General features: G+C 69.4%; 20 protein-coding genes. 15 read left to right on the top strand and 5 right to left on the bottom strand.

The annotated features are described in order from the left end of the window. Window positions 1-93: 93 nt before the first annotated feature. Entirely contained in the window at window positions 94-603 is a 510-nt protein-coding gene (locus AC3ANR_RS06165) for an SRPBCC family protein (RefSeq protein ID WP_488290999.1), read from the top strand. After that, on the top strand, window positions 587-946 hold the full coding sequence (locus AC3ANR_RS06160; protein ID WP_488290998.1) for an ArsR/SmtB family transcription factor: 360 nt from the start codon (window positions 587-589) through the stop codon (window positions 944-946). Before AC3ANR_RS06165 ends, AC3ANR_RS06160 begins: the two co-directional genes overlap by 17 nt. 24 nt (window positions 947-970) lie before the next feature. Here the strand turns inward: AC3ANR_RS06160 and AC3ANR_RS06155 are convergent, their stop codons facing one another. Further along, a complete protein-coding gene (locus AC3ANR_RS06155) occupies window positions 971-2,710 on the bottom strand; it encodes an acetate--CoA ligase (RefSeq protein ID WP_488290997.1) in 1,740 nt (579 codons plus the stop codon). A gap of 27 nt (window positions 2,711-2,737) precedes the next feature. Here AC3ANR_RS06155 and AC3ANR_RS06150 point away from each other — a divergent pair, with 27 nt between their 5' ends. The 12 genes from AC3ANR_RS06150 to AC3ANR_RS06095 all read left to right on the top strand — a co-directional run bounded on the left by AC3ANR_RS06150 (window position 2,738) and on the right by AC3ANR_RS06095 (window position 18,782). Continuing rightward, a complete protein-coding gene (locus AC3ANR_RS06150) occupies window positions 2,738-3,646 on the top strand; it encodes an alpha/beta fold hydrolase (RefSeq protein ID WP_488290996.1) in 909 nt (302 codons plus the stop codon). 181 nt (window positions 3,647-3,827) lie between these two features. Further along, window positions 3,828-4,748, top strand: coding sequence for a hypothetical protein (locus AC3ANR_RS06145; RefSeq protein ID WP_488290995.1), 921 nt, complete (start codon window positions 3,828-3,830; stop codon window positions 4,746-4,748). Between the two features lie 142 nt (window positions 4,749-4,890). Next, window positions 4,891-8,355 (top strand): response regulator, encoded by a 3,465-nt coding sequence (locus AC3ANR_RS06140; protein WP_488290994.1) that lies wholly within the window; start codon window positions 4,891-4,893, stop codon window positions 8,353-8,355. Between the two features lies 1 nt (window position 8,356). Further along, window positions 8,357-9,190, top strand: coding sequence for a CheR family methyltransferase (locus AC3ANR_RS06135; RefSeq protein ID WP_488290993.1), 834 nt, complete (start codon window positions 8,357-8,359; stop codon window positions 9,188-9,190). Then, window positions 9,187-9,783, top strand: coding sequence for a chemotaxis protein CheB (locus tag AC3ANR_RS06130; RefSeq protein ID WP_488290992.1), 597 nt, complete (start codon window positions 9,187-9,189; stop codon window positions 9,781-9,783). Before AC3ANR_RS06135 ends, AC3ANR_RS06130 begins: the two co-directional genes overlap by 4 nt. Continuing rightward, on the top strand, window positions 9,780-10,907 hold the full coding sequence (locus tag AC3ANR_RS06125) for a hybrid sensor histidine kinase/response regulator (RefSeq protein ID WP_488290991.1): 1,128 nt from the start codon (window positions 9,780-9,782) through the stop codon (window positions 10,905-10,907). Before AC3ANR_RS06130 ends, AC3ANR_RS06125 begins: the two co-directional genes overlap by 4 nt. An 82-nt stretch (window positions 10,908-10,989) precedes the next feature. Then, window positions 10,990-12,094 (top strand): peptide chain release factor 2 gene (gene prfB / locus AC3ANR_RS06120; protein ID WP_488290990.1). Its coding sequence is split into 2 segments (ribosomal slippage): window positions 10,990-11,070 and window positions 11,072-12,094, totalling 1,104 coding nucleotides; the frame shifts between segments, so codons are not numbered across the junction. Between the two features lie 20 nt (window positions 12,095-12,114). Then, complete coding sequence (pepN, locus tag AC3ANR_RS06115; RefSeq protein WP_488290989.1) at window positions 12,115-14,763, top strand: aminopeptidase N; 2,649 nt, start codon at window positions 12,115-12,117, stop codon at window positions 14,761-14,763. Between the two features lie 99 nt (window positions 14,764-14,862). Then, on the top strand, window positions 14,863-15,870 hold the full coding sequence (locus AC3ANR_RS06110) for a class 1 fructose-bisphosphatase (RefSeq protein ID WP_488290988.1): 1,008 nt from the start codon (window positions 14,863-14,865) through the stop codon (window positions 15,868-15,870). A 416-nt stretch (window positions 15,871-16,286) separates the two neighbouring features. Continuing rightward, window positions 16,287-16,901, top strand: coding sequence for a DUF938 domain-containing protein (locus tag AC3ANR_RS06105; protein WP_488290987.1), 615 nt, complete (start codon window positions 16,287-16,289; stop codon window positions 16,899-16,901). 229 nt (window positions 16,902-17,130) lie between these two features. Then, a complete protein-coding gene (locus AC3ANR_RS06100; RefSeq protein WP_488290986.1) occupies window positions 17,131-17,853 on the top strand; it encodes a phospholipase D family protein in 723 nt (240 codons plus the stop codon). A 125-nt stretch (window positions 17,854-17,978) separates the two neighbouring features. After that, on the top strand, window positions 17,979-18,782 hold the full coding sequence (locus AC3ANR_RS06095; RefSeq protein WP_488290985.1) for a hypothetical protein: 804 nt from the start codon (window positions 17,979-17,981) through the stop codon (window positions 18,780-18,782). A gap of 142 nt (window positions 18,783-18,924) precedes the next feature. On the opposite strand, the gene AC3ANR_RS06090 is transcribed toward AC3ANR_RS06095, so the two are convergent. From AC3ANR_RS06090 to AC3ANR_RS06080, 3 genes are all read right to left on the bottom strand, one after another. Then, window positions 18,925-19,176 (bottom strand): hypothetical protein, encoded by a 252-nt coding sequence (locus tag AC3ANR_RS06090; protein ID WP_488290984.1) that lies wholly within the window; start codon window positions 19,174-19,176, stop codon window positions 18,925-18,927. Between the two features lie 689 nt (window positions 19,177-19,865). Beyond that, window positions 19,866-20,867 carry an SGNH/GDSL hydrolase family protein gene (locus tag AC3ANR_RS06085; protein WP_488290983.1) on the bottom strand — a complete coding sequence of 334 codons (1,002 nt, stop codon included), beginning with the start codon at window positions 20,865-20,867 and terminating at the stop codon, window positions 19,866-19,868. Between the two features lie 153 nt (window positions 20,868-21,020). Continuing rightward, window positions 21,021-22,034, bottom strand: coding sequence for a serine hydrolase domain-containing protein (locus AC3ANR_RS06080; RefSeq protein ID WP_488290982.1), 1,014 nt, complete (start codon window positions 22,032-22,034; stop codon window positions 21,021-21,023). A 111-nt stretch (window positions 22,035-22,145) separates the two neighbouring features. On the opposite strand from AC3ANR_RS06080, the gene AC3ANR_RS06075 reads away from it, so the two are divergent. Further along, window positions 22,146-22,793: a trimeric intracellular cation channel family protein gene (locus AC3ANR_RS06075; protein WP_488290981.1), complete on the top strand. Its 648-nt coding sequence runs from the start codon at window positions 22,146-22,148 to the stop codon at window positions 22,791-22,793. Window positions 22,794-22,809: 16 nt separating this feature from the next. On the opposite strand, the gene AC3ANR_RS06070 is transcribed toward AC3ANR_RS06075, so the two are convergent. Next, window positions 22,810-23,448, bottom strand: coding sequence for a methyltransferase family protein (locus AC3ANR_RS06070; RefSeq protein ID WP_488290980.1), 639 nt, complete (start codon window positions 23,446-23,448; stop codon window positions 22,810-22,812). Between the last annotated feature and the right edge of the window lie 77 nt (window positions 23,449-23,525).

Below are 23,525 nucleotides of genomic sequence, written 5' to 3'. Positions count from 1 at the left end.
CGCGCGCATGAATGCAACTCACAGGTTGCCTTTTTCGGATCGGGGCGCCAGAATGCCAATGAGCAACCATTCGGTTGCATTCAAGGAGCCCCCATGACCCACGCTTCCGCCGCCGTCGCGCACGGCACCTCTCCCGCAGCGGCCGAGTCCACCGACCGCATCGAGCGCAGCATCCACATCCAGGCGCCGCGGTCGCGCGTCTGGAACGCACTGGCCACGCCGGAGCACTTCGGCGCCTGGTTCGGTTGCGACCTGCAGGGCCAGGCGTTCCGGCCGGGCGAGCGCGCGCGCGGCCAGAACACCGGCTGCGGCCACGAGGACGTCTGGTTCGACATCGTCGTGCAGCGCATGGAGCCCGAGCGCCTGTTCTCCTGGCGCTGGACCCCGTTCCCGATCCCGCCGTCGGCCGACTACTCGCAGGAGGAGCCGACGCTGGTGGAGTTCACGCTCGAGGATGCGCCCGGCGGCGGCACGCTGCTGCGGGTGGTCGAGTCCGGGTTCGACAAGGTCCCCCCGCACCGCCGCCTGCAGGCCTTCCGCATGCACGAACAGGGCTGGGGCGCGCAGCTGCAGAACATCGCCCGCCATGCCGCCACGCACTGACGACGCGGCTGCCCGGCTGGCCAGGCAAACGCAGGCGATCGCCGGCGTCTTCGCGGCGCTGGGCGACCCGACGCGGCTGCGCCTGGTCGCCGCGCTGTGCGCGGGCGGCGCGTTCTCGATCGCGCAGCTGACGTCGCAGACCGACATCACGCGCCAGGCGGTGACCAAGCACCTGCAGGTGCTGGCCGATGCCGGCGTGGTGCGCGACCTGAAGCTGGGCCGCGAGCGCCTGTGGCAGCTCGACCCGGCCCAGATCGCCGAAGCCCGGCGCACGCTGGAGGTGATCGGGCAGGAGTGGGAAGCCGCCCTCGGCCGCCTCAAGGCGTTCGTCGAGGGGGCCTGAGGCCACGGGCGCGCGGGCGGCCGCTCAGCGCCCCACGCCCTGCCCCTTCGCGCGCTCCTCCTCGCGCAGCCGCAGCACGCGCCGCTGGACCTTGCCGGTGGTGGTCATCGGCAGGGCGTCGATGAACTCGATCTCCTTCGGGTACTCGTACGGCGCGAGCTTGCCGCGCACGTGCTGCTGCAGTTCGGCCACCAGCCGGTCGCCCGGCAGGTGCCCCGGCGCCAGCACCACGTACGCCTTCACCAGCGCCCCGCGTTCGGCGTCGGGCTTGGGCACCACGGCGGCGTTCGCCACCGCCGGGTGCTTGACCAGGCAGTTCTCGATCTCGCTCGGCCCGATGCGGTAGCCGGCGGCCTTGAACACGTCGTCGGCCCGGCCCTGGTACCAGAGGTAGCCCTCGGCGTCGCGCGTGGCGAGGTCGCCGGTGCGGCACCAGTCGCCGGTGGACTTGCGCCGGGTGGCGCCTTCGTTGCGCCAGTAGCCGAGGAAGAAGATCGGGTCCGGCTCGCCGTGGACGTCGAAGCGGTTGACGGCCACGTCGCCCGGCACGCCCACCGGGCATTCGTTGCCGTCCTCGTCGATCACCGCCACGCGATGCCCCGGGTAGGGCCGCCCCATGCTGCCCGGGCGGGCGGGCCAGCCGATGCCCGCCTCGCTTCGCCCGTTCATGCTGCAGTTGCCCACCACGTAGTTGATCTCGGTCTGGCCGAACATCTCGTTGACCACCACGCCCAGGTGGTCGCGGCAATACGCAAACACCGCGTCGCCCACCGCCTCGCCGGCGCTCATGACCGCCTGCAGCTTCAGGCGGAACTGCCGCCGCGGCTCGGGGAAGGCCTTCATCATGGCCTTGAGCGCGGTGGGGAACAGGAAGGTGTGCGTCACCCCGTGCTCCTGCATCAGGCCGAACGCCAGCTCGGGCGCGAAGCGCTGGTTGCAGGCCACGATGGGGCGGCCGAAATACAGGGACGGCAGCAGCGCGTCCATCAACCCGCCCGTCCAGGCCCAGTCGGCCGGCGACCAGAACACGGCGCTGCTCTGGCCGGTCCGCAGGGCATCGCGCGTGGGCGGAAAGCCGAACCAGTTCTGGCTGCAGACGAACCCCGGCAGGTTGCCGATCAGCGCGCGGTGCGGGATCAAGGCGCCCTTGGGCGGGCCGGTGGTGCCGCTGGTGTAGATCAGCACCGCGCCTTCGTCGGCCTGGGTCTTCGCCGCCGTGAACGCGCCGGGGTGGCGCCCCAGCTCCACGCCCCAGTCCAGGTCGGCCTGCAGCGCCGCGGCGCCCACGCCGACGAGCGTGCGCAGTGCCGGGCAGGCCGCGCGCACCGCCAGCACGTTGGCGACCGAGCTCTCGTCGCAGATCGCCACCACCGCTTCGCTGTCCTGCAGGCGGTATTCCAGCGCCTCGGGCCCGAACAGCATCGACAGCGGCATCGCCACCGCGCCCAGCTGGAAGACCGCCATGTAGGCGATCGCGGTCTCGAAGCGCTGCGGCATCACGATCGCGACCCGGTCGCCGCGGCGCACGCCCAGCGAGGCGAGCACGTGGCTCAGTCGGTCGGCCTGCGCCTGCAGGGCGGCGAAGGAGAGCTGCCCGCCGCCGTGCGCGCGGATGGCCACGCGCGACGCGCCGTCGGCCGCCCTCGCCCACCGGGTGCAGCACACGTCGGCGATGTTGAAGTGCGCCGGCACCGCCCAGCGGAACCCGGAATGCATGCGCGCGTGGTGGTCGGCCTGCTTGTCGCTGCCTTGACTGACGCCCATCGTGGCTCCTCCTATGATTTCGAGGCAATGTACCAACCCCTTCGCGCCTCGCGCAGCGAGTTTGTCCCGATCCGCCGCCTTCGCTACCACGTGCGCCTGTGGGGCGAGCCCGGCCCGGGCAAGGTGCCGCTGGTGCTGGTGCACGGCTGGATGGACGTCGCCGCGTCGTGGCAGTTCATGGTCGACGCCTTCTCCCGCGACCACTACGTGATCGCCCCCGACTGGCGCGGCTACGGCCTGACCGAGTCGCCCGTGGCCGACAACTACTGGTTCCCCGACTACCTGGCCGACCTCGATTTCCTGCTCGACCACTACGCGGGCGACACGCCGGTCGACCTGGTGGGCCACAGCATGGGCGGCAATGTCGCCATGCTCTACACGGGCGCGCGGCCCCAGCGCGTGCGCCGGCTCGTCAACCTGGAAGGCTTCGGCATGCCGGCCACCCGGCCGTCGCAGGCGCCCGGGCGCTACGGCAAGTGGATGGACGAGCTCAAGGCCCTGCACCGGGGCGAGCTGGCACTGAAGAGCTACGACGGCGTCGACGGCGTCGCCCGCCGCCTGATGAAGACCAACCGGCGCCTGTCGCAGGACAAGGCGGACTGGCTGGCCCGCCACTGGGCGCGCCAGGACGCCGACGGGCGCTGGCGCATCCTGGGCGATGCGGCCCACAAGATCACCAACGCCCAGTTGTTCCGGGTCGACGAGGTGCTGGAGCTCTACCAGCGGATCGCCTGCCCCGTGCTGTGGGTGGAGGCCAGCGACGACAGCCTCGGCCAGTGGTGGCAGGGCAGGTTCACGCTGGCCGAGTTCCACGAGCGCCTGCGCGCCGTGCCGCGGCTGCGCCAGGCGCAGTTGCCCGACAGCGGCCACATGCTGCACCACGACCAGCCGCTGCTGCTGGCCCGGCTGATCGAGGAATTCGTCGACGCCGGGTGAGCTGCTGAGCCATTGCCGAGTGAACTGCTGAGCCACTTTCACGGCTCCAGCGCGTCGGTCCAGCGCCGCGGTGGCGCGGAAAAAGTCGCATTTGTCCGACCTGCGCGTCGGACACCAGCCCTTCCGTGGCGTAGGAGGCTTCCTACTCATAGACTGTCACCCAACGAAGAGGTGACTCGGAATGAGCAGGAAGTTCTGGACGTTGCTGTTGGCTGCATTGCTGTCCCCATGCGCGTTCGCCGCGGATGAGACGGAACAGGGCCTTGCCACGCTGTGGGAAGCGCTGTGGCACCAGAGTGGCACGCCCACGCGCGTGGTGCGTTGGGACAACGAAATCCGCATGCGGATGACCGGGGTCGACCTGGACAAGCACCGCGACTACATCCTGAAGGCGCTGCGCGCCGTCACGGACGAGGCCGGGGTGAAGCTGGTCGACGTCACCGACCAGCCCAATGCCGAGCAGGCCGCCAACTTCAAGCTCGAGGTCGTGGCCGACACGGCGCTCGAGGACAACCAGCCCTGCGTCACCTACCTCGACTTCCGCACCGAGGACCGGGTGGACACTGCCAGCATGCAGATGCGCAGCAAGGACGTGTGGCGCTGCGCCTACCACGAGGGCATGCACCTGATGGGCGTGCGCGGCCATCCCGCCGGCAAGACCGTGCTGAGCTACTTCCCCTCCAAGGTCGACGGCCTGCTGCCGCTGGACCGGGTGATGCTGCGCGCCTGGTACTCGCCGCGCATGCGCGGCGGCATGACGCCGTTCGAGGCGCTGCCGGTCCTGGCCGACGAGCTGGTGGCCACCATGCCCGACAAGGCCACCGCCGCGCAGACGCGCGACCGCTTCTTCGCCCAGACGGTCGAGCAGATGCAGGCATACGCCGCCGGCCGCGGCGACATCCCCGCGATCGTCAAGCGATCGGGCAAGTCCACCGACGAAGGCATCCGCCGCGGCCGCAGCGAGATGAGCTACTTCCTGGGCGTCGCGTTCTTCGAGGGCAGCATGGTCGCCGCCGACCAGAAGCAGGCGCTGAACTGGTTCGAGCGCGCGGCCAGCGCGGGCAACCGCAAGGCCCAGTCGTACCTGGCCGGCCCGCGCTGAACGCGGCGGCTGGTCCGCCCGCCCCCCGCACCGCACCCCTGCGTCCCACGGCGGCCCCTCGGCCGCCGTGACGCATTGTTGAGCTGGGAATTCCGGCACACTGCGCGGCGGCCGACCTGGCCGCCCCTGCCGTCATTCCGTCGTGCCGAACCTCGCCCCCCAGACCTTCCGCCGCATCCTCGTTCGCAACCTGACCCTGCCGCTGGCCCTCGGCGTGGCCAGTGCCGTCGTCTTCATCGGGCTGATCTCCTACCTGATGCATGCCGTCGGCCTGGTCGAGCACACGGACCAGGTGCTGACCCGGGCCTATGCCGTGCAGACCACCGGACTGGAGATGGAATCCAGCGCCCGCGGCTACCTGCTCAGCGGCGACGAGCGGCTGCTGCAGGTGTTCCGGCAAGGCGGCAACCTGGACAAGCTGCGCGAGGAACTGCACCGGCTGGTGCAGGACAACCCGGCGCAGATGGCGCGGCTGGACCGCATCCAGGGACTGCAGCGGCAATGGAACGACGTTGCCGGCGCGATGGTGGCGGCCAAGACGCGCGACCCGGCCTACAAGCCTTCCAAGGACGACGTGACGGAAGGGTTGCGCCTGCGGCTGGCGGTGCGCGACGAGTTCAACGACTTCGTCGGCATCGAACGGCGCCTGCGGGTGGAGCGGCTCGAGGCGGCCAACCGCAACGCCACGGAAGTCACCATCGCGTTCGTGGTCCTCATGCTCGTGGTGGCTGGGGTGCTGGCCTGGCGCGGCCGCGCCGACCTGCTGGGCCTGAGCGCCGTGTTCGAGGACGCGCTCGCGGCGCAGCGCCGCCAGGCGGAGGAACTGCAGGCCCAGGGATGGCTGCGCGAGGGCCAGGCGCGGCTGTCCGACCGGCTGGCTGGCGAGCAACGGGCGGCCGATGTGGGCCGCGCCGCGCTCGACTTCCTGGCCGGCTACGTCGAGGCGCGCGTCGGCGCGCTGTACGTGCCGGCGGGCAACGGCGGCGAGCTGCTGCGCGTGGCCACGTACGGCTGGGCACAGGACGCACCGGCGGTCGGCGAAGTGGTCGAGGCCGGCCGCACCCTGCTGGCCGAGGCCGCTTCGCAGCAGCGCCAGATCGCCCTGGCCGACGTCCCGGCGGGCTACCTGCGCGTGGCCACGTCGCTGGCCACGGGCGACGCCGCCTCGGTGCTGATCGCCCCCCTGGTGCACGAAGGCAGCCTGTGCGGTGTCGTCGAGCTGGGTTTCATGCGCCCGCTCAAGCCGAGCGACGGCGAATTGCTGGCGGCAGTGTCGACCCTGCTTGGCGCGTCGCTGCGGGCGGCGCATCTGCGCCAGCGGCTGCAGGGCATGCTGGACGAGACCCAGCGGCTCAACGAAGCACTGCAGGTCCAGCAGGAGGAGCTGCGCACCGCCAACGAGGAGCTGGAGGAGCAGGCGCAGGCGCTCGAGGAGTCGCAGACCAACCTGGAGAACCAGCAGGCCGAACTGGAGCAGACCAACCAGCAGCTGGCCGAGCAGACGGTCGCGCTGGGCGAGCAGCGCGACGCGCTGCGGGCGACGCAGGGCGAGCTGGAGCAGCGGGCGGACGAGCTCCAGCGCGCCAGTCGCTACAAGTCCGAGTTCCTCGCCAACATGTCGCACGAGTTGCGCACGCCCCTGAACAGCTCGCTCATCCTCGCCCGCCTGCTCGCCGACAACCCGCAGGGCAACCTGGACGCCGAGCAGGTCAAGTTCGCCGAGTCGATCTACTCGGCGGGCAACGACCTGCTGAACCTGATCAACGACATCCTCGACATCTCCAAGGTCGAGGCCGGCAAGCTGGAGGTGCGGCCGGAGGTCACGCCGGTGGGCGCCGTGGTGCAGACGCTGCGCACGATGTTCGAGCCGCTGGCCGGCGAACGCGGGCTGGGGCTGGAGTTCGAGGTGGACGGCGACGCCCCCGCCGACCTGTTCACCGACCGCCAGCGCCTGGAGCAGATCCTGCGCAACCTGCTGTCCAACGGCCTGAAGTTCACCGAGCGCGGCACCGTCGGCCTGCACATCGCCGCCGACGGCCCCGGCCGGGTGCGCTTCGAGGTGCGCGACAGCGGCATCGGCATCGACCCGTCGCAGCACGAACTCATCTTCGAGGCGTTCCGCCAGACCGACGGCACCGTCAGCCGCCGCCACGGGGGCACCGGCCTGGGCCTGTCGATCTCGCGCGACCTCGCGCGCCTGCTCGGCGGCGACCTGCGCGTGGACAGCGCGCCCGGCCAGGGCAGCACCTTCACGCTCTCGCTGCCGGTGCGCCACGAGCCGCTCGTGGCCGCTCCGCGGCCCGCCCCCGCCCTCCCGGCCCGGCCCGCGCGCGCGCCGCGCCTGGACACGGCGCTGCCCAAGGCCTCGCCGGCGCCGATCGGGCCGGCCTTCCCCGACGACCGCGGCGCCCCGCCCGACGGTCGCCGCACGGTGCTGGTGATCGAGGACGACCGCGTGTTCGCGCGCATCCTGTTCGACCTCGCGCACGAGCTGGGCTACCGCTGCGTGGTCGCGCACCAGGCCGAGGAAGGCGTGGTGCTGGCCGCGCAGCAGCACCCGCACGCCGTGCTGCTGGACATGCGCCTGCCCGACGGCACCGGCCTGACCGTCCTGCAGCGGCTGAAGGACAACCCGGCCACCCGCCACCTGCCGGTGCACATCCTGTCGGTGGAGGACCAGTCGGAGACGGCGCTGCAGCTGGGTGCGGTGGGCTACGCCACCAAGCCGGCCACGCGCGAGCAGCTGCGCGACGTGTTCCAGCGCCTGGAAGCCAAGCTCAGCCAGAAGGTCAAGCGGGTGCTGGTGGTCGAGGACGACCCGCGCCAGCGCGAGAGCGTCGCCCGCCTGATCGGCGACCGCGACGTCGAGATCACCGCCGTGGGCCGCGGCAGCGAAGCGCTCAAGGCCCTGGGCGAAGGCGTGTACGACTGCATGGTGATCGACCTCACCCTGCCCGACATGACCGGCCAGGAGCTGCTGCGGCGCATGGCCTCGGGCGAGAGCCGCTCGTTCCCGCCGGTGGTCGTCTACACCGGCCGCAACCTCAGCCACGACGAGGAAGCCGAGCTGCTGCGCTACTCGCGCTCGATCATCATCAAGGGCGCGCGCTCGCCCGAGCGGCTGCTGGACGAGGTGACGCTGTTCCTGCACCAGGTCGAGGCCGAGCTGTCGGCCGAGCGGCGCAAGATGCTGGTGACCGCGCGCAGCCGCGAGAAAGCCTTCGAATCCCGGCGCATCATGGTGGTCGACGACGACGTGCGCAACATCTTTGCCCTCACCAGCGCCCTGGAGCACAAGGGCGCCCAGGTGGTGGTCGCGCGCAACGGCGTCGAAGCGCTGGACAAGCTGGCCAAGGACGACAACGTGGACCTGGTGCTGATGGACCTGATGATGCCGGAGATGGACGGCTACACGGCCATGCGCGAGATCCGGCGCAACCCCGCGTGGCAGAAGCTGCCCATCATCGCGGTCACCGCCAAGGCGATGCGCGACGACCAGGAACGCTGCCTGGCCGCCGGCGCCAACGACTACCTGGCCAAGCCGATCGAGCTGGAACGCCTGTTCTCGCTCATGCGCGTGTGGATGCCCAAGCTGGAGCGGCTCTGACATGACCGCCAGCGATGTCGCCGACATCGAGATCCGCCTGCTGGTGGAGGCGGTGTTCCTGCGCTTCGGGCACGACTTTCGCGATTACTCGGGCGCCTCGCTGCGCCGCCGCGTGCTGCACGCCTGCGAGCGCATGGGGCAGCCCACGGTGTCGGCGCTGCAGGAGAAGGTGCTGCACGACGAGACGGCGTTCGCGCAGCTGCTGCAGTTCCTCACGGTGCCGGTCAGCGAGATGTTCCGCGACCCGTCCTACTTCCTCGCGCTGCGCGAGCAGGTCGTGCCGGTGCTGCGCACCTATCCCTCGCTCAAGGTCTGGGTGGCCGGCTGCAGCACGGGCGAGGAGGCCTATTCGCTGGCCATCCTGCTGCACGAGGAACGCCTGCTCGAGCGCACCATCCTCTACGCCACCGACATCAACCCGGCCTCGCTCGAGCGCGCGCGCCAGGGCATCTTCCCGCTGGACAGCATGCAGGCCTTCACGGCCAACTACCAGCGCGCCGGCGGCACCACGGGCCTGGGCACGTACTACACCGCGGCCTACGGCGGCGCGGTGTTCAGCCGCGCCCTGCGCGACGCCATCACCTTCGCCGACCACAGCCTGTCCACCGACAGCGTGTTCGCCGAGACGCACCTGGTCTCGTGCCGCAACGTGCTGATCTACTTCAACCGCCGCCTGCAGGATCGCGCGCTCGGCCTGTTTCACGACTCGCTGACCCACCGCGGCTTCCTCGGCCTGGGCAGCAAGGAGTCGCTGGAGTTCTCGGCCTACGGCGACCGGTTCGAGCCGGTGGCGGCGCGCGAGCGCATCTACCGCAAGAAGGCGGCGCTGCCATGAGGCGCGAGCTGCCCGCCGACTTCGCCCCTGAGGTCGACGCCGTGCTGGTCGGCGCGTCCGCGGGCGGCATCGATGCCCTGCTGTCGCTGCTGGACGGCGTGCAGTTGGGCACGAGGGTGCCGGTGATCGTCGTGCTGCACCTGCCGCCCGACCACGACAGCCGCCTGGCCGAGATCTTCTCCGCCCGCCTGGGCGTGCCCGCGCGGGAAGCCGAGGGCCACGCGCCGGCCGAAGGCGGCGTGTTGCACTTCGCCCCGCCCGGCTACCACGTGCTGGTCGAGGCCGACCACACCTTCTCGCTCAGCTGCGACGCGCCGGTGCATTTCTCGCGCCCCTCGATCGACGTGCTGTTCGAGTCCGGCGCCGATGCGTACGGCGCGCGCCTGGCGGCCTTCGTGCTGACGGGCGCCAACGACGACGGCGCGGCCGGCCTGCGGCGCGTGCGGCAGGCCGGCGGCCTCACCGCGGTGCAGGACCCGGCCGAGGCCATGCACGCCACCATGCCGCAGGCGGCCATCGATGCCGCCGATCCCGACTTCGTGCTCGCGCTGGCGCAGCTGCGCGCGCTGCTGCAACGACTGCTGACGCCATGACCCAAGACAAGTTGCCGCCCGCCAAGGTGCTGCTGGTGGACGATCTGCAGGAAAACCTCACCGCGCTGGAGGCGCTGATCCGCGCCCCCGGCCGCACCATCCTGTGCGCGCGCAGCGGCGAGGAGGCGCTCGCGCTGATGCTCGACAACGACTTCGCGCTGGCGATCGTGGACGTGCAGATGCCGGGCATGGACGGCTTCGAGCTCGCGGAGCTGATGCGCGGCACCGAGCGCACCCGCCACATCCCGATCGTGTTCGTCAGCGCCGCCGGGCGCGAGATGAACTACGCGTTCCGCGGCTACGACAGCGGCGCGGTCGACTTCCTGCACAAGCCGCTGGACCCGCAGACCGTGCGCAGCAAGGTCAGCGTGTTCGTCGACCTGGACCGCCAGCGCCAGCGCCTGCAGCGCATGCAGGCGGAGCTGGAGCACGCGGTGCGCCTGCGCGACGACTTCATGTCGATGGTCTCGCACGAACTGCGCAACCCGCTCAACACGCTGTTCCTGCAGGCGCAGCTGCGCAAGCGCATGGCCGCCGGGGGCCGCGTGCCGGACCTGGCCGCCTTCCAGCAGATGGCCAACCGGGACGAGCAGCAGATCACCAGCATGATCCGGCTGCTGGACGACATGCTGGACGTCTCGCGCGTGCGCACCGGCAAGCTGACGATGTCGCCGGCCCCGATGGACCTGGCCGAGCTGGCCCGCCGCACGGTGGAGGCGATGCAGGAGCAGGCGCGCGCGGCGGACACGCCGCTGTCGGTCGAGGCGCCCCCCGCCGTGCCCCTGGTGGGCGACGCGCAGCGCCTGCAGCAGGTGCTGACCAACCTGCTGACCAACGCGCTGCGCTACGGGCAGTCGCGCCCCGTGGAAGTGGTCCTGCGGACCACCGAGGACGAGGCGCTGCTGTGCGTGCGCGACCACGGGCCGGGCATCCCGCCGGCGGACCAGGAGCGCATCTTCCAGCAGTTCGAGCGCGCCGAGACCGCGCGCAACGTCGCCGGCCTCGGGCTGGGCCTGTTCATCAGCCGCGAGATCGTGCAGGCGCACGGCGGCCGGCTGCAGGTGCGCAACGTGCCCGAGGGCGGCGGCGCCGAATTCACGGTCCGGCTGCCGCTGGCCAAGTGAGCCGGCGGGCCGCGCGGGGCGGCACTTTGCGGCGCGGCCGGGCCCATCTGCGAAAATCGGCGGTTTCCGGAAAGAACACACCATGGACGCAGAGCGCATCAACCTCATCGGCACGACCCTGACGGACCTCCAGCAGAGGACCGCGGATCTCCGGAGGTATCTTTGACTTCGATGCCAAGTCGGAGCGCCTGAGGACCGTCAACGCCGCGCTGGAAGATCCCGCGGTCTGGAACGATCCCAAGAAGGCCCAGGAGCTGGGCAAGGAAAAGAAGCAGCTGGACGGCATCGTCGTCGTGCTGCAGGACCTCGACCGCGAGCTGTCCGACAACCTCGAGCTCTATGAGATGAGCAAGGACGACGGCGACGAGGCCGGCCTGGCCACCATCGAAGCCGAGGCGGCCAAGCTCACCAAGATCGTCGAGGACCTGGAATTCCGGCGCATGTTCAACCAGCCGGCGGACCCGAACAACTGCTTCATCGACCTGCAGGCGGGCGCCGGCGGCACCGAGGCGTGCGACTGGGCCAGCATGCTGATGCGCCAGTACCTGAAGTACGCCGAACGCAAGGGCTTCAAGACCACCATCGAGGACGAGACGCCGGGCGACACCGCCGGCATCAAGGGCGCCACGATCAAGGTCGAGGGCGACTACGCCTTCGGCCTGCTGCGCACCGAGACCGGCGTGCACCGCCTGGTGCGCAAGTCGCCGTTCGACTCCGCGGGCGGGCGCCACACCAGCTTCGCCAGCGTGTTCGTGTACCCGGAGATCGACGACTCGATCGAGATCGAGATCAACCCGGCCGACGTGCGCACCGACACCTACCGGGCTTCCGGCGCGGGCGGCCAGCACATCAACAAGACCGATTCGGCCGTGCGCCTGACGCACGTGCCCACCGGCATCGTCGTGCAGTGCCAGGACAGCCGCAGCCAGCACAGCAACCGCGACGTCGCCTGGCGGCGCCTGCGCTCGCGGCTGTACGACCACGAGATGCGCAAGCGCATGGAGGAGCAGCAGAAGCTGGAGGACACCAAGACCGACGTCGGCTGGGGCCACCAGATCCGCAGCTACGTGTTGGACCAGAGTCGCATCAAGGACCTGCGCACCAACGTCGAAATCTCGAACACCCAAAAGGTGCTGGACGGGGACCTCGACCCGTTCATCGAGGCATCGTTGAAGCAGGGCGTGTGACGCCCTGAAGGAGAACCATCATGCGTGAAGGCCAGAACGCCGTCATCTTCCGCGCCGACTACCAGGCGCCCCCGTACTGGATCGACACCGTCGACCTGTGCTTCGACCTCGACCCGGCCAAGACCCGGGTCCTGAACCGCATGAAGGTGCGGCGCAACCCGGACGTGCCGGCGCAGCCCCTGAAGCTCGATGGCGACGAGTTGAACCTGGCGCGCGTGCTGGTCAACGGCCAGGGCACCTCCTTCAAGATGGAGGGCGACCGGCTGGTGCTGGAGAACCTGCCCGAGGGCAGCGAGCCGTTCGAGCTGGAGATCTTCACCACCTGCGCGCCGGCGAAGAACAGCAAGCTCATGGGCCTGTACACGAGCAACGACTCGTTCTTCACCCAGTGCGAGGCCGAGGGCTTTCGCCGCATCACCTACTTCCTGGACCGCCCGGACGTGATGGCCGCCTACACGGTCACGCTGCGCGCGGACAAGCACAAGTACCCGGTGCTGCTGTCCAACGGCAACCTGGTCGACCAGGGCGACCTGGAGGACGGGCGCCACTTCGCCAAGTGGGTCGACCCGCACCGCAAGCCCTGCTACCTGTTCGCCCTGGTGGCGGGCCAGCTGGTGTGCCGCGAGCAGAAGATCATGTCGCGCGCCGGCAAGGAGCACCTGCTGCAGGTGTACGTGCGCGCGGGCGACCTGGACAAGACCGAGCACGCGATGAACTCGCTCATGGCCTCGGTGGCCTGGGACGAGGCCCGGTTCGGGCTGCCGCTGGACCTGGAGCGCTTCATGATCGTCGCCACCAGCGACTTCAACATGGGCGCGATGGAGAACAAGGGCCTGAACATCTTCAACACGAAGTACGTGCTGGCCAGCCAGGCGACGGCCACCGACATGGACTTCGGCAACATCGAGTCCGTCGTCGGCCACGAGTACTTCCACAACTGGTCGGGCAACCGCGTCACCTGCCGCGACTGGTTCCAGCTGTCGCTCAAGGAGGGCCTGACGGTCTTCCGCGACCAGGAGTTCAGCCAGGACCTGGCCGGCGAGGCGTCGGCCCGCGCGGTCAAGCGCATCGAGGACGTGCGGGTGCTGCGCACCGCGCAGTTCCCCGAGGACGCAGGCCCGATGGCGCATCCGGTGCGCCCGGAGCAGTACCTCGAGATCAACAACTTCTACACCGTCACGGTGTACGAGAAGGGGGCCGAGGTCGTCCGCATGATGCAGACGCTGGTGGGCCGCGCCGGCTTCGAGCGCGGCCTCACGCTGTACTTCCAGCGCCACGACGGCCAGGCCGTGACCTGCGACGACTTCGCGCAGGCGATCGCCGACGCCAACCCGCAGAGCCAGTTCGCGCAGGTGCTCGAGCAGTTCAAGCGCTGGTACAGCCAGGCCGGCACGCCCCGCGTGCAGGCCGCCACCCGCTGGGACGCCGCGACCGGCACCTACGAGGTCACGCTGTCGCAGACCTGCGCCGCCACGCCGGGCCAGGCGGACAAGCAGCCGTTCGTCATTCCCGTCGCCTGGGGCCTGCTGGGCGCCGACGGCCGCGAGGTCGCCGCCGGCATGCACGTGCTCACGCAGGCGAGCGAGACGTTCACGGTGCAGGGCCTCTCGGCCGAGCCGGTGCCGTCGCTGCTGCGGGGCTTTTCGGCGCCGGTGATCCTCGAGTGGGACTGCACCGACGAGCAGCTGCTCGCCCTGCTGGAGCACGACACCGACCCGTTCAACCGCTGGGAAGCGGCGCAGCGCCTGGCGGTGCGGCGCGCCCTGGACGCCATCCGCGGCGAGGCCGGCGGCGCGCTGCGCCTGGATCCGGCGTTCATCAACGCGATGCGCAACATCCTGCGCCACCCGCGCCTGGACGCGGCGTTCAAGGAGCTGGTGCTCACGCTGCCCGCGGAGGCCTACATCGCCGAGCAGCTGGACGTGGTGGACCCGCAGCGCGTGCATGCCGTGCGCGAGTCGATGCGCGAGCAGCTGGCCACGGCGCTGGCGGACGACTGGGCCTGGGCCCACGAGGAGCACCGCGAGAACGGCGCCTACCGGCCCGACCCGGTGTCCTCCGGCCGCCGCGCCCTCGCCGGCCTGGCGCTCACGCACCTGTGCATCGCGGCGCGCCAGAGCGGCGACACCGTCTGGCCGGGCAAGGCCTACCAGCGGTTCAAGGACGCCTCGAACATGACCGACCGCTTCAACGCGCTGGCCGCGCTGGTGGTCAGCGGGCAGGACCTCGCGCGGCCGGCGCTGGAGAGGTTCCACGCCATCTTCAAGGACGAGGCCCTGGTGCTGGACAAGTGGTTCGCGCTGCAGGCCGGCGCGCCGGACCGCGGCGGCAACATCCTGCCGGTCGTGCGCCAGCTGATGCAGCACCCGGACTTCAACATCCGCAACCCGAACCGCGCGCGCAGCCTGATCTTCAGCTACTGCAGCGCCAACCCGGGCGCGTTCCACCGACCCGACGCCGCCGGCTACGTGTTCTGGAGCGAGCGCGTGATGGAGCTGGACGCGATCAACCCGCAGGTGGCCGCTCGCCTGGCCCGCGCGCTGGACCGCTGGCGCAAGCTGGCCGAGCCGATGCGCGGCGCCGCCCGCGAGGCCATCGCCCGCGTCGCGGCCAAGCCCGACCTGTCCAACGACGTGCGCGAGGTCGTGACGCGCGCGCTGGCCGATTGATCAACACCTGTCATGCCGGGCGCGACCCGGTCTCCAGTCGACGGCCGTCGCTGGACCCCGGGTCGAGCCCGGGGTGACAGGCTTTCCAGGACCACCACCATGAGCAAGATTTCGCTGACCCGCTACCTCGTCGAGCAGCAACGCGTCGACGGCCACATTCCGTCGCAGCTGCGCCTGCTGATCGAGGTCGTCGCCCGCGCCTGCAAGGGCATCAGCCAGGCCGTGAACAAGGGCGCGCTGGGCGGCGTGCTCGGCACGGCCGGTAGCGAGAACGTGCAGGGCGAGGTCCAGAAGAAGCTGGACATCATCGCCAACGAGGTGCTGATCGAGGCCAACGAATGGGGCGGCCACCTCGCGGCCATGGCCAGCGAGGAGATGGACGGCATCTATGTCGTGCCCAACCGCTATCCGCAGGGCGAGTACCTGCTGCTGTTCGACCCGCTGGACGGCTCGTCCAACATCGACGTCAACGTGAGCATCGGCACCATCTTCAGCGTGCTGAAGATGCCCGAGGACGACCGGGGCGTGGACGAAGGCGACTTCCTGCAGGCCGGGCACCGGCAGGTGGCGGCCGGCTACTGCGTCTACGGGCCGCAGACCACCCTGGTGCTGACCGTGGGCGACGGCGTGGCGATGTTCACCCTGGACCGCGAGCAGGGCTCGTTCGTGCTGACGCAGGAGAACGTGCGCATTCCCGAGGACACGAAGGAATTCGCCATCAACATGTCGAACATGCGCCACTGGGACGCCCCGGTGAAGCGCTACATCGACGAGTGCCTGGCCGGCAAGGAAGGCCCGCGCGGCAAGGACTTCAACATGCGCTGGGTCGCCTCGATGGTGGCCGACGTGCACCGCATCCTCACCCGCGGCGGCATCTTCATGTACCCGTGGGACAAGCGCGAACCCGAGAAGGCAGGCAAGCTGCGCCTGATGTACGAGGCCAATCCCATGAGCTGGCTGGTCGAGCAGGCCGGCGGCGCGGCCACCAACGGCCGCCAGCGCATCCTGGACATCCAGCCGCAGAAGCTGCACGAGCGCGTGAGCGTGGTGCTGGGCAGCAAGAACGAGGTGGAACGCGTCACGCGCTACCACCTGGAAGCCAAGTAGCGGCACCGGTGGCGCGCCGGCGCCGCCATCCCCCGCCAGCCCGCACTTGAGCGGGCTTTTTTTTGCCTCGCCGGACCCTGGCTGGCCTGCTCGCCGGCCTCGCCACCAACGTCCCGGTCGCCCCGGCCGAGCCGGCGCCGGTCGACTGCTGGACCGTCGCGTGGTTCGCCTGCCACGCTGCGCGTCGAAAGTCGGGCAGGCTGCGCGGACTGCCCAAGAAAGAGGCATCGGCTGGACAGCAAGCACCGGCGCGGGTTTGGCCCGGAGTTCACATGGTTGTCCACATCCTTCTCCACGACGGCTGTGGGAATCCAGGGGTCCGCGGTGTGATAGCGCCTGGGGCGCGGGACGGCAGAGCGCCCCGACCGCCTTGCGGCTGATACCCTGCCAGCGTCGCCCTTCCAATGCGCGCCCGGATGCCTGACCTGCCCCACAGCCCTGCTGCCGATCGCAACAAGCAGCCCATCCTCGATGCGCTGCGCGGCATCCTGGGCGAGCGCGGCACGGCGCTGGAGATCGCCTCCGGCACCGGCCAGCACGCCGCCTGGTTCGCGGCGGCCCTCGAGCCATGGACCTGGCAGCCGACCGAGGCCGACCCCGCCATGCTGCCCGCGCTGGCCGGCCGGGTCGCGCAGGCCGGACTGCCCAACCTGCGGCCCCCGCTGCTGCTGGACGTGATGGCGAACCCCTGGCCGTCGCCGGACGCCCCGTTCGCGCAGCGCTTCGATGCGATCTTCTGCGCCAACATGCTGCACATCGCGCCGTGGCCCGCGTGCGCCGCACTCATGCACGGGGCGGCGCGCCACCTGGTGCCGGGCGGGTTGCTGGTCACGTACGGGCCCTACTTCGAGCACGACACGCCGCCCGCGCCGGGCAACCTGGCGTTCGACGAGAGCCTGCGCGCACGCGATCCCGCCTGGGGAGTGCGGCGACTGGAGGACGTGGCGGCCGAGGCGCGCCGCGCGGGTTTGACGCTGCGCGAGCGGCACGCGATGCCCGCGAACAACCTGCTGCTGGTCTTCAGCGCCTAGGCGCCTGTAGGGCTCCGCACTCCGCTGGCCGGAAGCAGATGTCCCGCGCATCGCCAAGCGGCGGAATGCGGCTGATAGCGGACTTCGTCCCTCGTCTCCTCCCTTCCGGTGAGCGGCGCTGTCTTGAACATCACGGGCTCCTTCCACGCGCGGCGTCAGAGAGCAGACCGCATGGAACGGGTGCTGCAAAATGGCGTCCCGCTCAACTCCGAAGTCCTCTGACTATCCGATGGCGAAATTCCTGAACACCAGTGCGACCAACTACTTCCTCGAGGAGTTGATCAAGAGTGCCACAGACCGGTTAATCCTGATCAGCCCTTTCCTCAAGCTAAACGATCGCATGAAGGAGCTACTGGCAGACAAGAATCGCCTGAAGATCGATGTCCGAATCGTATATGGCAAGAGCGAACTGCAGCCGCAGGAGATCGAATGGCTGCGGGGTTTGACCTATGTTCGCACTAGCTTCTGCAAGAATTTACACGCCAAGTGCTACCTCAGTGAGTCGCTCTGCATCGTGACTAGCCTGAACCTCTATGAATTCAGTCAGGTGAACAACAACGAGATGGGAGTTCTAATCGAGCGGACCGAGGACGCACAACTGTACAAAGATGCTTACGAAGAGGCGCAGCGCATCATCCGCATCAGCGACGAGGTGCGTATCACGATGGAGCGGGTCACAAGTGGTGCGGCAGAGATCCCCGAAGCTGGGGCGGATGCTTCGACAGAGGGCGAAACAGCTGCGGGCGGGAAGCTTCCATCCTCAAAGATTGCGCAGAAGCACGGATGGAAAACCTCGCAGCTTCTCGAGCGTGCCACGGCCGCTGGATACCTTGCACTCGAAGGTGATCGCCACACACTCACGCCCAAGGGGCAGCAGGCCGGAGTAGAGTTTGTTGCCAAATCTCGCTTTGGCCCGTACTTCCTCTGGCCTGAGGACATCAACCTAAGCTGATCGCGTCGGTGGCCGCAGCTGAGGGCTTGAGTCTCGCCCGCAATAGGGTGAGAGGCGTCCGCTTTGGGTCGAAAGCAGCCGTCGCGCTGACCGCCATAATTCCCGGGACTCTGTAGAGGTGGTCCATGCGGGAAGTCTGCTTGCGCGCGGTGGAGGAGCTGGAAGTAGCATTCTTGCGGCTGGAATCGCAAGTTGCGCGTCCAAGACTTGTTCCCTTTGGCCAGCGAGGAGAGGTCTTTCGGTACGTCGAGCAGTCGGTACACCAAGCATTGATCTTGAAGCACGCCCGGGTGATCACGGGGCTGCGAGCCGTCGATACTCTTCTCTCGCAGGGCCTTCTCCAGGAAGTCGGCTGCATGCAGCGTGTGCTTGACGAAGTAGCAGAGGACATCTACTTCCTTGCTGCATCAGTATCGAATGGCGAGTACACCGATAAGCATCAGCGGTATTTGGCCTCATTCTGGGGCGAGCAGTTCCCGGATCCGGACAACACATTTGCACGCCAGAAGAAGCCGGACGCGGTCCCTCGGAGCAAGATCGTTGGCTATGTCCACGAGACGCTGCTCGGGCCTGAGATCGCCTCGTCGCAAGCAGCGGATGCGTCGCACAACGTGAGTAGCACCTACTCGGGCTTCATCCACGCTCGCGCGGCGCAGATCATGGATCTCTACGGAGGGAGCCCCCCGGGATTTCATTTTCGCGGAATGCTGGGAACCCCCCGAATGGATGATGCTGTCCACGACGCTTGGAACTACTTCTACCGAGGCCTAATGGCGGGGGCAGTAGTGGCCAAAGCGTTTGGAGACGCGGACCTTGTTGCATCTCTGTTCGACTCGATCGAGCGCTTTCTTAGGGGCTCCGGTGCAAGAGGGGCAGGGGATCTTGCTCATCACCTGGAACAGAAGCAAAGGCGTGCCAGCGGTAGCTGAGGTCCGCTTCCGGCCAAGAGTGGACATCGTCGCCGCGGAGCCCGCGGGACGGGCGCTCGCGAGTTGTCGCGTTTCCTCCGTTCTCATTCAACTCCCGCTACCTAAAATGTTCACTGAGGGCGCGCCAGACCCAGCGAACAGATCAGAGAGCCCTCGCGAGAAGCCTCAGAGCCGTCGTTGTGGCAACTGAGGACAGTGCCGGTCCCGCGTACATTGCCACAAGTGCGAGACCGATCGTTGCGACGACACCCATGACACCTTTAAACCAGGCACTCACGCGCTCCGCGTGAGTCGCCATGGCGAGCGCTTCCAGCTTGACCTTATCCGGGGCGTCCTTGAACAGCGCCGCGAGGTCTTTCGCGGTGTCGGCTTTCTTTTGCGGCGGTTCGGGCATAGGCATTGGCGGATACCTCAGTCAGTCGGTTCGCAATTTCTTGGGCGTCACAGTGGCGGCCAACTTTCCACCAGGGAGTTTTCCTTAGGTGACCTCGGTAAGTCTGGTTTCCCAAGGCCGCTTCGCGTGCACGGCTCTATTTTCTTACTCGCGTCTCGTCGGCCAGCAGCTCCTCGGCTCTATCACCAGTGTGTTCCTGGCCATCTGCATCGCGCATACGACCTAAATTGTCGGACGCGGACACCTGATCCACACCGGGTTTTCGCCATTGGAAGTTCGTAGAGGCCAGGCGACCCCGCCCCGGATGACGGGCAAAGACCTGTCGTGCGAGTTGCGATGTAGGGTGATCTACAGAGGGTGCCGCAGTGCAGCAACGAGCGCCGGGCTCGCTCACTGGACGCGCCGTATCGCCGCCCGGAGATCTACCCGTTCAACTTAGTGCCGGTCGGGCGCATCGCTTTCGTTGCCTCTCGTGAGGGCTGGCGTCGACGAGTTGACGGAAGCGGCTTTCAGCCTGCACTGGACCGATGCATTTTGCTGCCCAGCGCGGAAAACCTCGCGGCAGCCCTGGCCCGCGTGCATAAGATCCCCTAGGGGTGCAAGCACCCGCTGCCTCCCCCGAGGTCACGCGCTCGAACGCGAGGCGGGACAACCCACGGCGTTCGCGACAAGGCCGGCGTGAAGACCACTCACGGCGCCGAGATCACCTCGAGCGCGCGCTGCGCCATCAGCGCGTGGACCGCATGCGTCGGATGGACGCCGTCCCAGAACACATAGGTGCGGGGGGCCGCACACTGGAACGGCGGCGTATTGGGTGTGACGCAGGCGTCCGTCGTGTTCTGGAAGCCATAGGTTCCAGGGTTGGCCACGATCTCATCGAGCAACCCGCTGATGTCCAGCACGCGCGCCTGGGCACCGCCAAGCCCGTTGGCGTACTGCACGACGCCCGCCAGGGCGGCGTTGAACGACTGCGAGAGCAGGGTCGCCAGTGCCGCGGCGCCCGGCACCTGCTGGTCGATCAGGCGCACCGACGGCGCCTTCGCCAGGTCCGGCACGTTCAGCAGCAGGAACCGGCGAGCGCCCCGCGCATAGAGCGTCGCGATGCTGTTGGCCATGCTCGCCACCGCGTTCTGGACATAGGGTGCCGGATCCTGCCCCGCTGCGGCCGCCACCAGCGCGTCGCGCACGTCGTTGCCGCCGATCTCCAGCGCGACGAGCGCCCGCGGCGACGTCTGCGGGAACTTCGCGACGTAGGCCGCCACCTGGTCCGGCAGGTTGAACCGGCACGGAAACGCAACGGCGCGCGCCCCGCCGGCTGCGAAGTTGCTGGCCTCGGTGCCTCCATTGCGCAGCGCCGGCCGCGCGTTCCCCGCGAGCGCGAGATCGCGCGCCAGTTCCTCGGCCCAGGTCGCACCGTCAGTGAAGTGATGGCCGCCCCTGGCGTACGGCCCGTCCGGCACGAGCAGGTCGTCCAGCGTGTCGTAGGGCGGCACGTTCTGCCGCGCGCCGCAAGCCTGGTTGACCGGATCCGACAGGAAGACGAACGCATTGCCGGTGTCGCTCAGGCTTCCGCCGAAGACCACGAAGCGGTCGATCTCGCGCGGTTGCGCCAGCGCCTGGCCGCCCTGCAGGGCCAGGACGAGCGAGGCGACAGGCAACACCAGGCGCCGAAGAAGGTTGGAGACGGACATGCAACAACTCCTTGTGTCGATCGAAGGTCTTGTATGCCTCATGCCCACCGGCTGTCCATGGTTCTTTCATCCCGAAACCCAGGACCCGGTTGCTTGCCAGGCCGCGTCGAGCCTTCGGCGCCGCGCGGCTTGGCCGCCGCAGGCCTGCGACCGCTAGGACGCTGGCTGCGGCCGCTGCTCGTTGCCCGCACTCACGCGCTTCTGCGCGGCCTGGAACAGGCGCCCACGAATGAGTTGCAGGGCCTGCCCGCGCTGCTGGCTTGCCGGGGAAACGGCCGAGGTGACCGCGACGACCAGGTCCAGTGGCGCATGGACCCAGATGAACTGGCCCGCATAGCCGCTGGCGAAGAAGGTGCTGCCGGACGGCACCCACCAGAACAGGCCATAGGGCAGCCCCACGGGCGGGCCTCCCTTGCTGTGGGCCTGGGTGGCCTGGGCCACGAAGCCGGGCGGCATGAGTGCTTCGCCGTTCCAGGCGCCCTGCTGCAGCCAGAGCTGCCCCAGCTTGGCCATGTCGACGGTGCGCAGGTGCAGGCCCTTCCGGTACGACGGCTCCGCCAGGCCCAGCGGCTGCACGAGGTGCTCGCGCGCGTAGTCCTGCAAGGGGCGGCCACCCACCTTCTCCACGACGGCAATGACCAGGTTGACGCTGCTGTTGTCGTAGGCGAACGATTCGCCCGGCCGCGTGCGCAGCCGCCGTGCCCAGGCCTGCGGGGCCGCGAGCGCCGCCGACGTGCCGGCTGCGTCGTCGACCTCGAAACCCGCCGTCATGGCGAGCAGGTGGCGCAGGGTGACCGACTGCGCGCGCGCATCCGGATTCAGCGGGCCCCACTCCGGCATCAGCTCCACCACGGGCTGGTCGAGCGACGCGATCTGGCGCTTCTGGATCGCGATGCCCACCAGCGCGGCCAACGCACTCTTGGCGACCGATTGCGTGTCGCGCAGCGCGTCGGGATTCGCGTCACGGTGGTACTGGTAGGCGATGCGCCCCCGCTGGACGACCACCACGCTCTGGATGTCCGTCAGCTGGCTGCCGATCGCCTGGTCCACCCCCTCGAAAGCGGTCGCATCGGCCCTTTGCTCCTCCGGGGTCGCGGCGCGCCAGCCTGGCGGCGCCGCACCAGCCGCGCCAGCGAGCAGACACAGGGCGAGGATGAACGGGCGCATGGGACCTCCCTGGAAGGATCCGGCCACTCTAACCCGGAGTGGCCGACGCGCAAGGAACCTGCACTCGCCTTCGTGCGCGCCCGGGCTTCGCACCCGCGCGAGAATCCGTGCATGTCCAACGCGCCACTCCTGTCCTGGCTGCAGACCGTCGTCGAGGCTGCCGCGACGCTGGCCTTTGCCCTCTCCGGCCTGCTGGAAGCCGCCCGCAAGCGCCTGGACGCCGTCGGTGTCTGCCTCGTGGCCGGACTTGCCGCCTTCGGCGGCGGCACCCTGCGCGACGTCCTGCTGGGCCGGCGGCCGTTCTTCTGGGTCGCGCATTCCGAATGGCTCTGGGGCTTGCTGGCGCTGTGCGTCGCCGCCATGGCCTTCCTGCGCGCGCGCCATTTCGCGCCGACCGAACGGGCAATGCAGTGGCCCGACGCGCTGGGCCTGGGCCTGTTCAGCGCCAGCGGCACGCAGCTCGCGCTCGCGCAGGACCTGCCTGGCATCGTCGCGGTGCTGATGGGCGTGATGACGGCGACCTTCGGCGGCGTGCTGCGCGACATCGTCTGCAACGAGATCCCCGCGGCGCTGCGCGACCACCGTCCTTATGCCGTCTGCGCGTTCGTGGGCGGCTGGGTGCTGGTGCTGGCGCAGCACGCGGGCGCACCGGCCGGCCTGGCGCTCGCGCTCGCCGCCGCCTGCGCCACCGGCCTGCGCGTCCTGGCGCTGGTGACCGGCTACACCCTGCCGCGCTGGTCGTCCGGCGACGCGGCCTGACGCCGAAGGCGCGCGCCTAGGCCGGCGGACGACGCACACCGAGCCAGCGCCGCACCCGCCGGCAGTACGACAGGTACGCGGCCCCGAAGGTGTCGGCCAGCCGCTGCTCCTCGAACGGGATGTAGACGCGGTCCACCAGCACGATCGGCACGGCGATCAGCAGCAAGGCCCACGCCTGCGCGTGCAGGAACGCCACGCCCGCGTAGACCAGCAGCAGCCCGATGTACATCGGATTGCGCGTGATCCGGTAGATGCCGCCGGTAAACAGGCGCCTGGGCGCCGCCGCCGGGTTCAGGGTCGTGCCGCGAAAGAGGAACATCAGCGCGTTCATCGGACCCAGCAAGACCCCCAGTGCCAGCAGGACGGCGCCGATCGCCTGCAGGGGCGCTTCCAGGCGCACGGGCAACGGCACCGGCACCAGCCGCTGGAGGCCGACGCCGAGCAGGAAGGCGGCCACGTACACCAGCGGCGGCGGCAGCCGCAGCAGCCAGGCGTGGGCGCGGCCCCGCGGGCCGACCCTCTGGCCGACGACGTCGGACGACCGTTGCGTCACCGACGCCTCGTCGGCGAACAGCCCGGCCCGTTCGGCGGTCTGTGCGAAACCGGCCGGGGCCGCTTCGGCCCGGCCCTGCCGATGCTGCAATCGATCGTTCATGCTGCACCTCGCGTGCGGCGTCGTGCGCGGCCTTCCCGGCGGTGAAGGCCCGCGCGTCCCGGCCGATGCCGGTGCTG

Source organism: Ramlibacter sp. JJN2-2R (genome assembly GCF_057747835.1).
Note: the sequence above shows the minus strand (reverse complement) of the source record. Positions and strands in the feature narration are given on the sequence as shown.

Excerpts from the sequence above, each read along its gene's own strand:
- AC3ANR_RS06165 (WP_488290999.1), top strand. The coding sequence starts at position 94 with ATGACCCACGCTTCCGCCGCCGTCGCGCACGGCACCTCTCCCGCAGCG.
- AC3ANR_RS06160 (WP_488290998.1), top strand. The coding sequence starts at position 587 with ATGCCGCCACGCACTGACGACGCGGCTGCCCGGCTGGCCAGGCAAACG.
- AC3ANR_RS06155 (WP_488290997.1), bottom strand. The coding sequence starts at position 2,710 with ATGGGCGTCAGTCAAGGCAGCGACAAGCAGGCCGACCACCACGCGCGC.
- AC3ANR_RS06150 (WP_488290996.1), top strand. The coding sequence starts at position 2,738 with ATGTACCAACCCCTTCGCGCCTCGCGCAGCGAGTTTGTCCCGATCCGC.
- AC3ANR_RS06145 (WP_488290995.1), top strand. The coding sequence starts at position 3,828 with ATGAGCAGGAAGTTCTGGACGTTGCTGTTGGCTGCATTGCTGTCCCCA.
- AC3ANR_RS06135 (WP_488290993.1), top strand. The coding sequence starts at position 8,357 with ATGACCGCCAGCGATGTCGCCGACATCGAGATCCGCCTGCTGGTGGAG.
- AC3ANR_RS06130 (WP_488290992.1), top strand. The coding sequence starts at position 9,187 with ATGAGGCGCGAGCTGCCCGCCGACTTCGCCCCTGAGGTCGACGCCGTG.
- AC3ANR_RS06125 (WP_488290991.1), top strand. The coding sequence starts at position 9,780 with ATGACCCAAGACAAGTTGCCGCCCGCCAAGGTGCTGCTGGTGGACGAT.
- pepN (WP_488290989.1), top strand. The coding sequence starts at position 12,115 with ATGCGTGAAGGCCAGAACGCCGTCATCTTCCGCGCCGACTACCAGGCG.
- AC3ANR_RS06110 (WP_488290988.1), top strand. The coding sequence starts at position 14,863 with ATGAGCAAGATTTCGCTGACCCGCTACCTCGTCGAGCAGCAACGCGTC.
- AC3ANR_RS06105 (WP_488290987.1), top strand. The coding sequence starts at position 16,287 with ATGCCTGACCTGCCCCACAGCCCTGCTGCCGATCGCAACAAGCAGCCC.
- AC3ANR_RS06100 (WP_488290986.1), top strand. The coding sequence starts at position 17,131 with ATGGCGAAATTCCTGAACACCAGTGCGACCAACTACTTCCTCGAGGAG.
- AC3ANR_RS06095 (WP_488290985.1), top strand. The coding sequence starts at position 17,979 with ATGCGGGAAGTCTGCTTGCGCGCGGTGGAGGAGCTGGAAGTAGCATTC.
- AC3ANR_RS06090 (WP_488290984.1), bottom strand. The coding sequence starts at position 19,176 with ATGCCCGAACCGCCGCAAAAGAAAGCCGACACCGCGAAAGACCTCGCG.
- AC3ANR_RS06085 (WP_488290983.1), bottom strand. The coding sequence starts at position 20,867 with ATGTCCGTCTCCAACCTTCTTCGGCGCCTGGTGTTGCCTGTCGCCTCG.
- AC3ANR_RS06080 (WP_488290982.1), bottom strand. The coding sequence starts at position 22,034 with ATGCGCCCGTTCATCCTCGCCCTGTGTCTGCTCGCTGGCGCGGCTGGT.
- AC3ANR_RS06075 (WP_488290981.1), top strand. The coding sequence starts at position 22,146 with ATGTCCAACGCGCCACTCCTGTCCTGGCTGCAGACCGTCGTCGAGGCT.
- AC3ANR_RS06070 (WP_488290980.1), bottom strand. The coding sequence starts at position 23,448 with ATGAACGATCGATTGCAGCATCGGCAGGGCCGGGCCGAAGCGGCCCCG.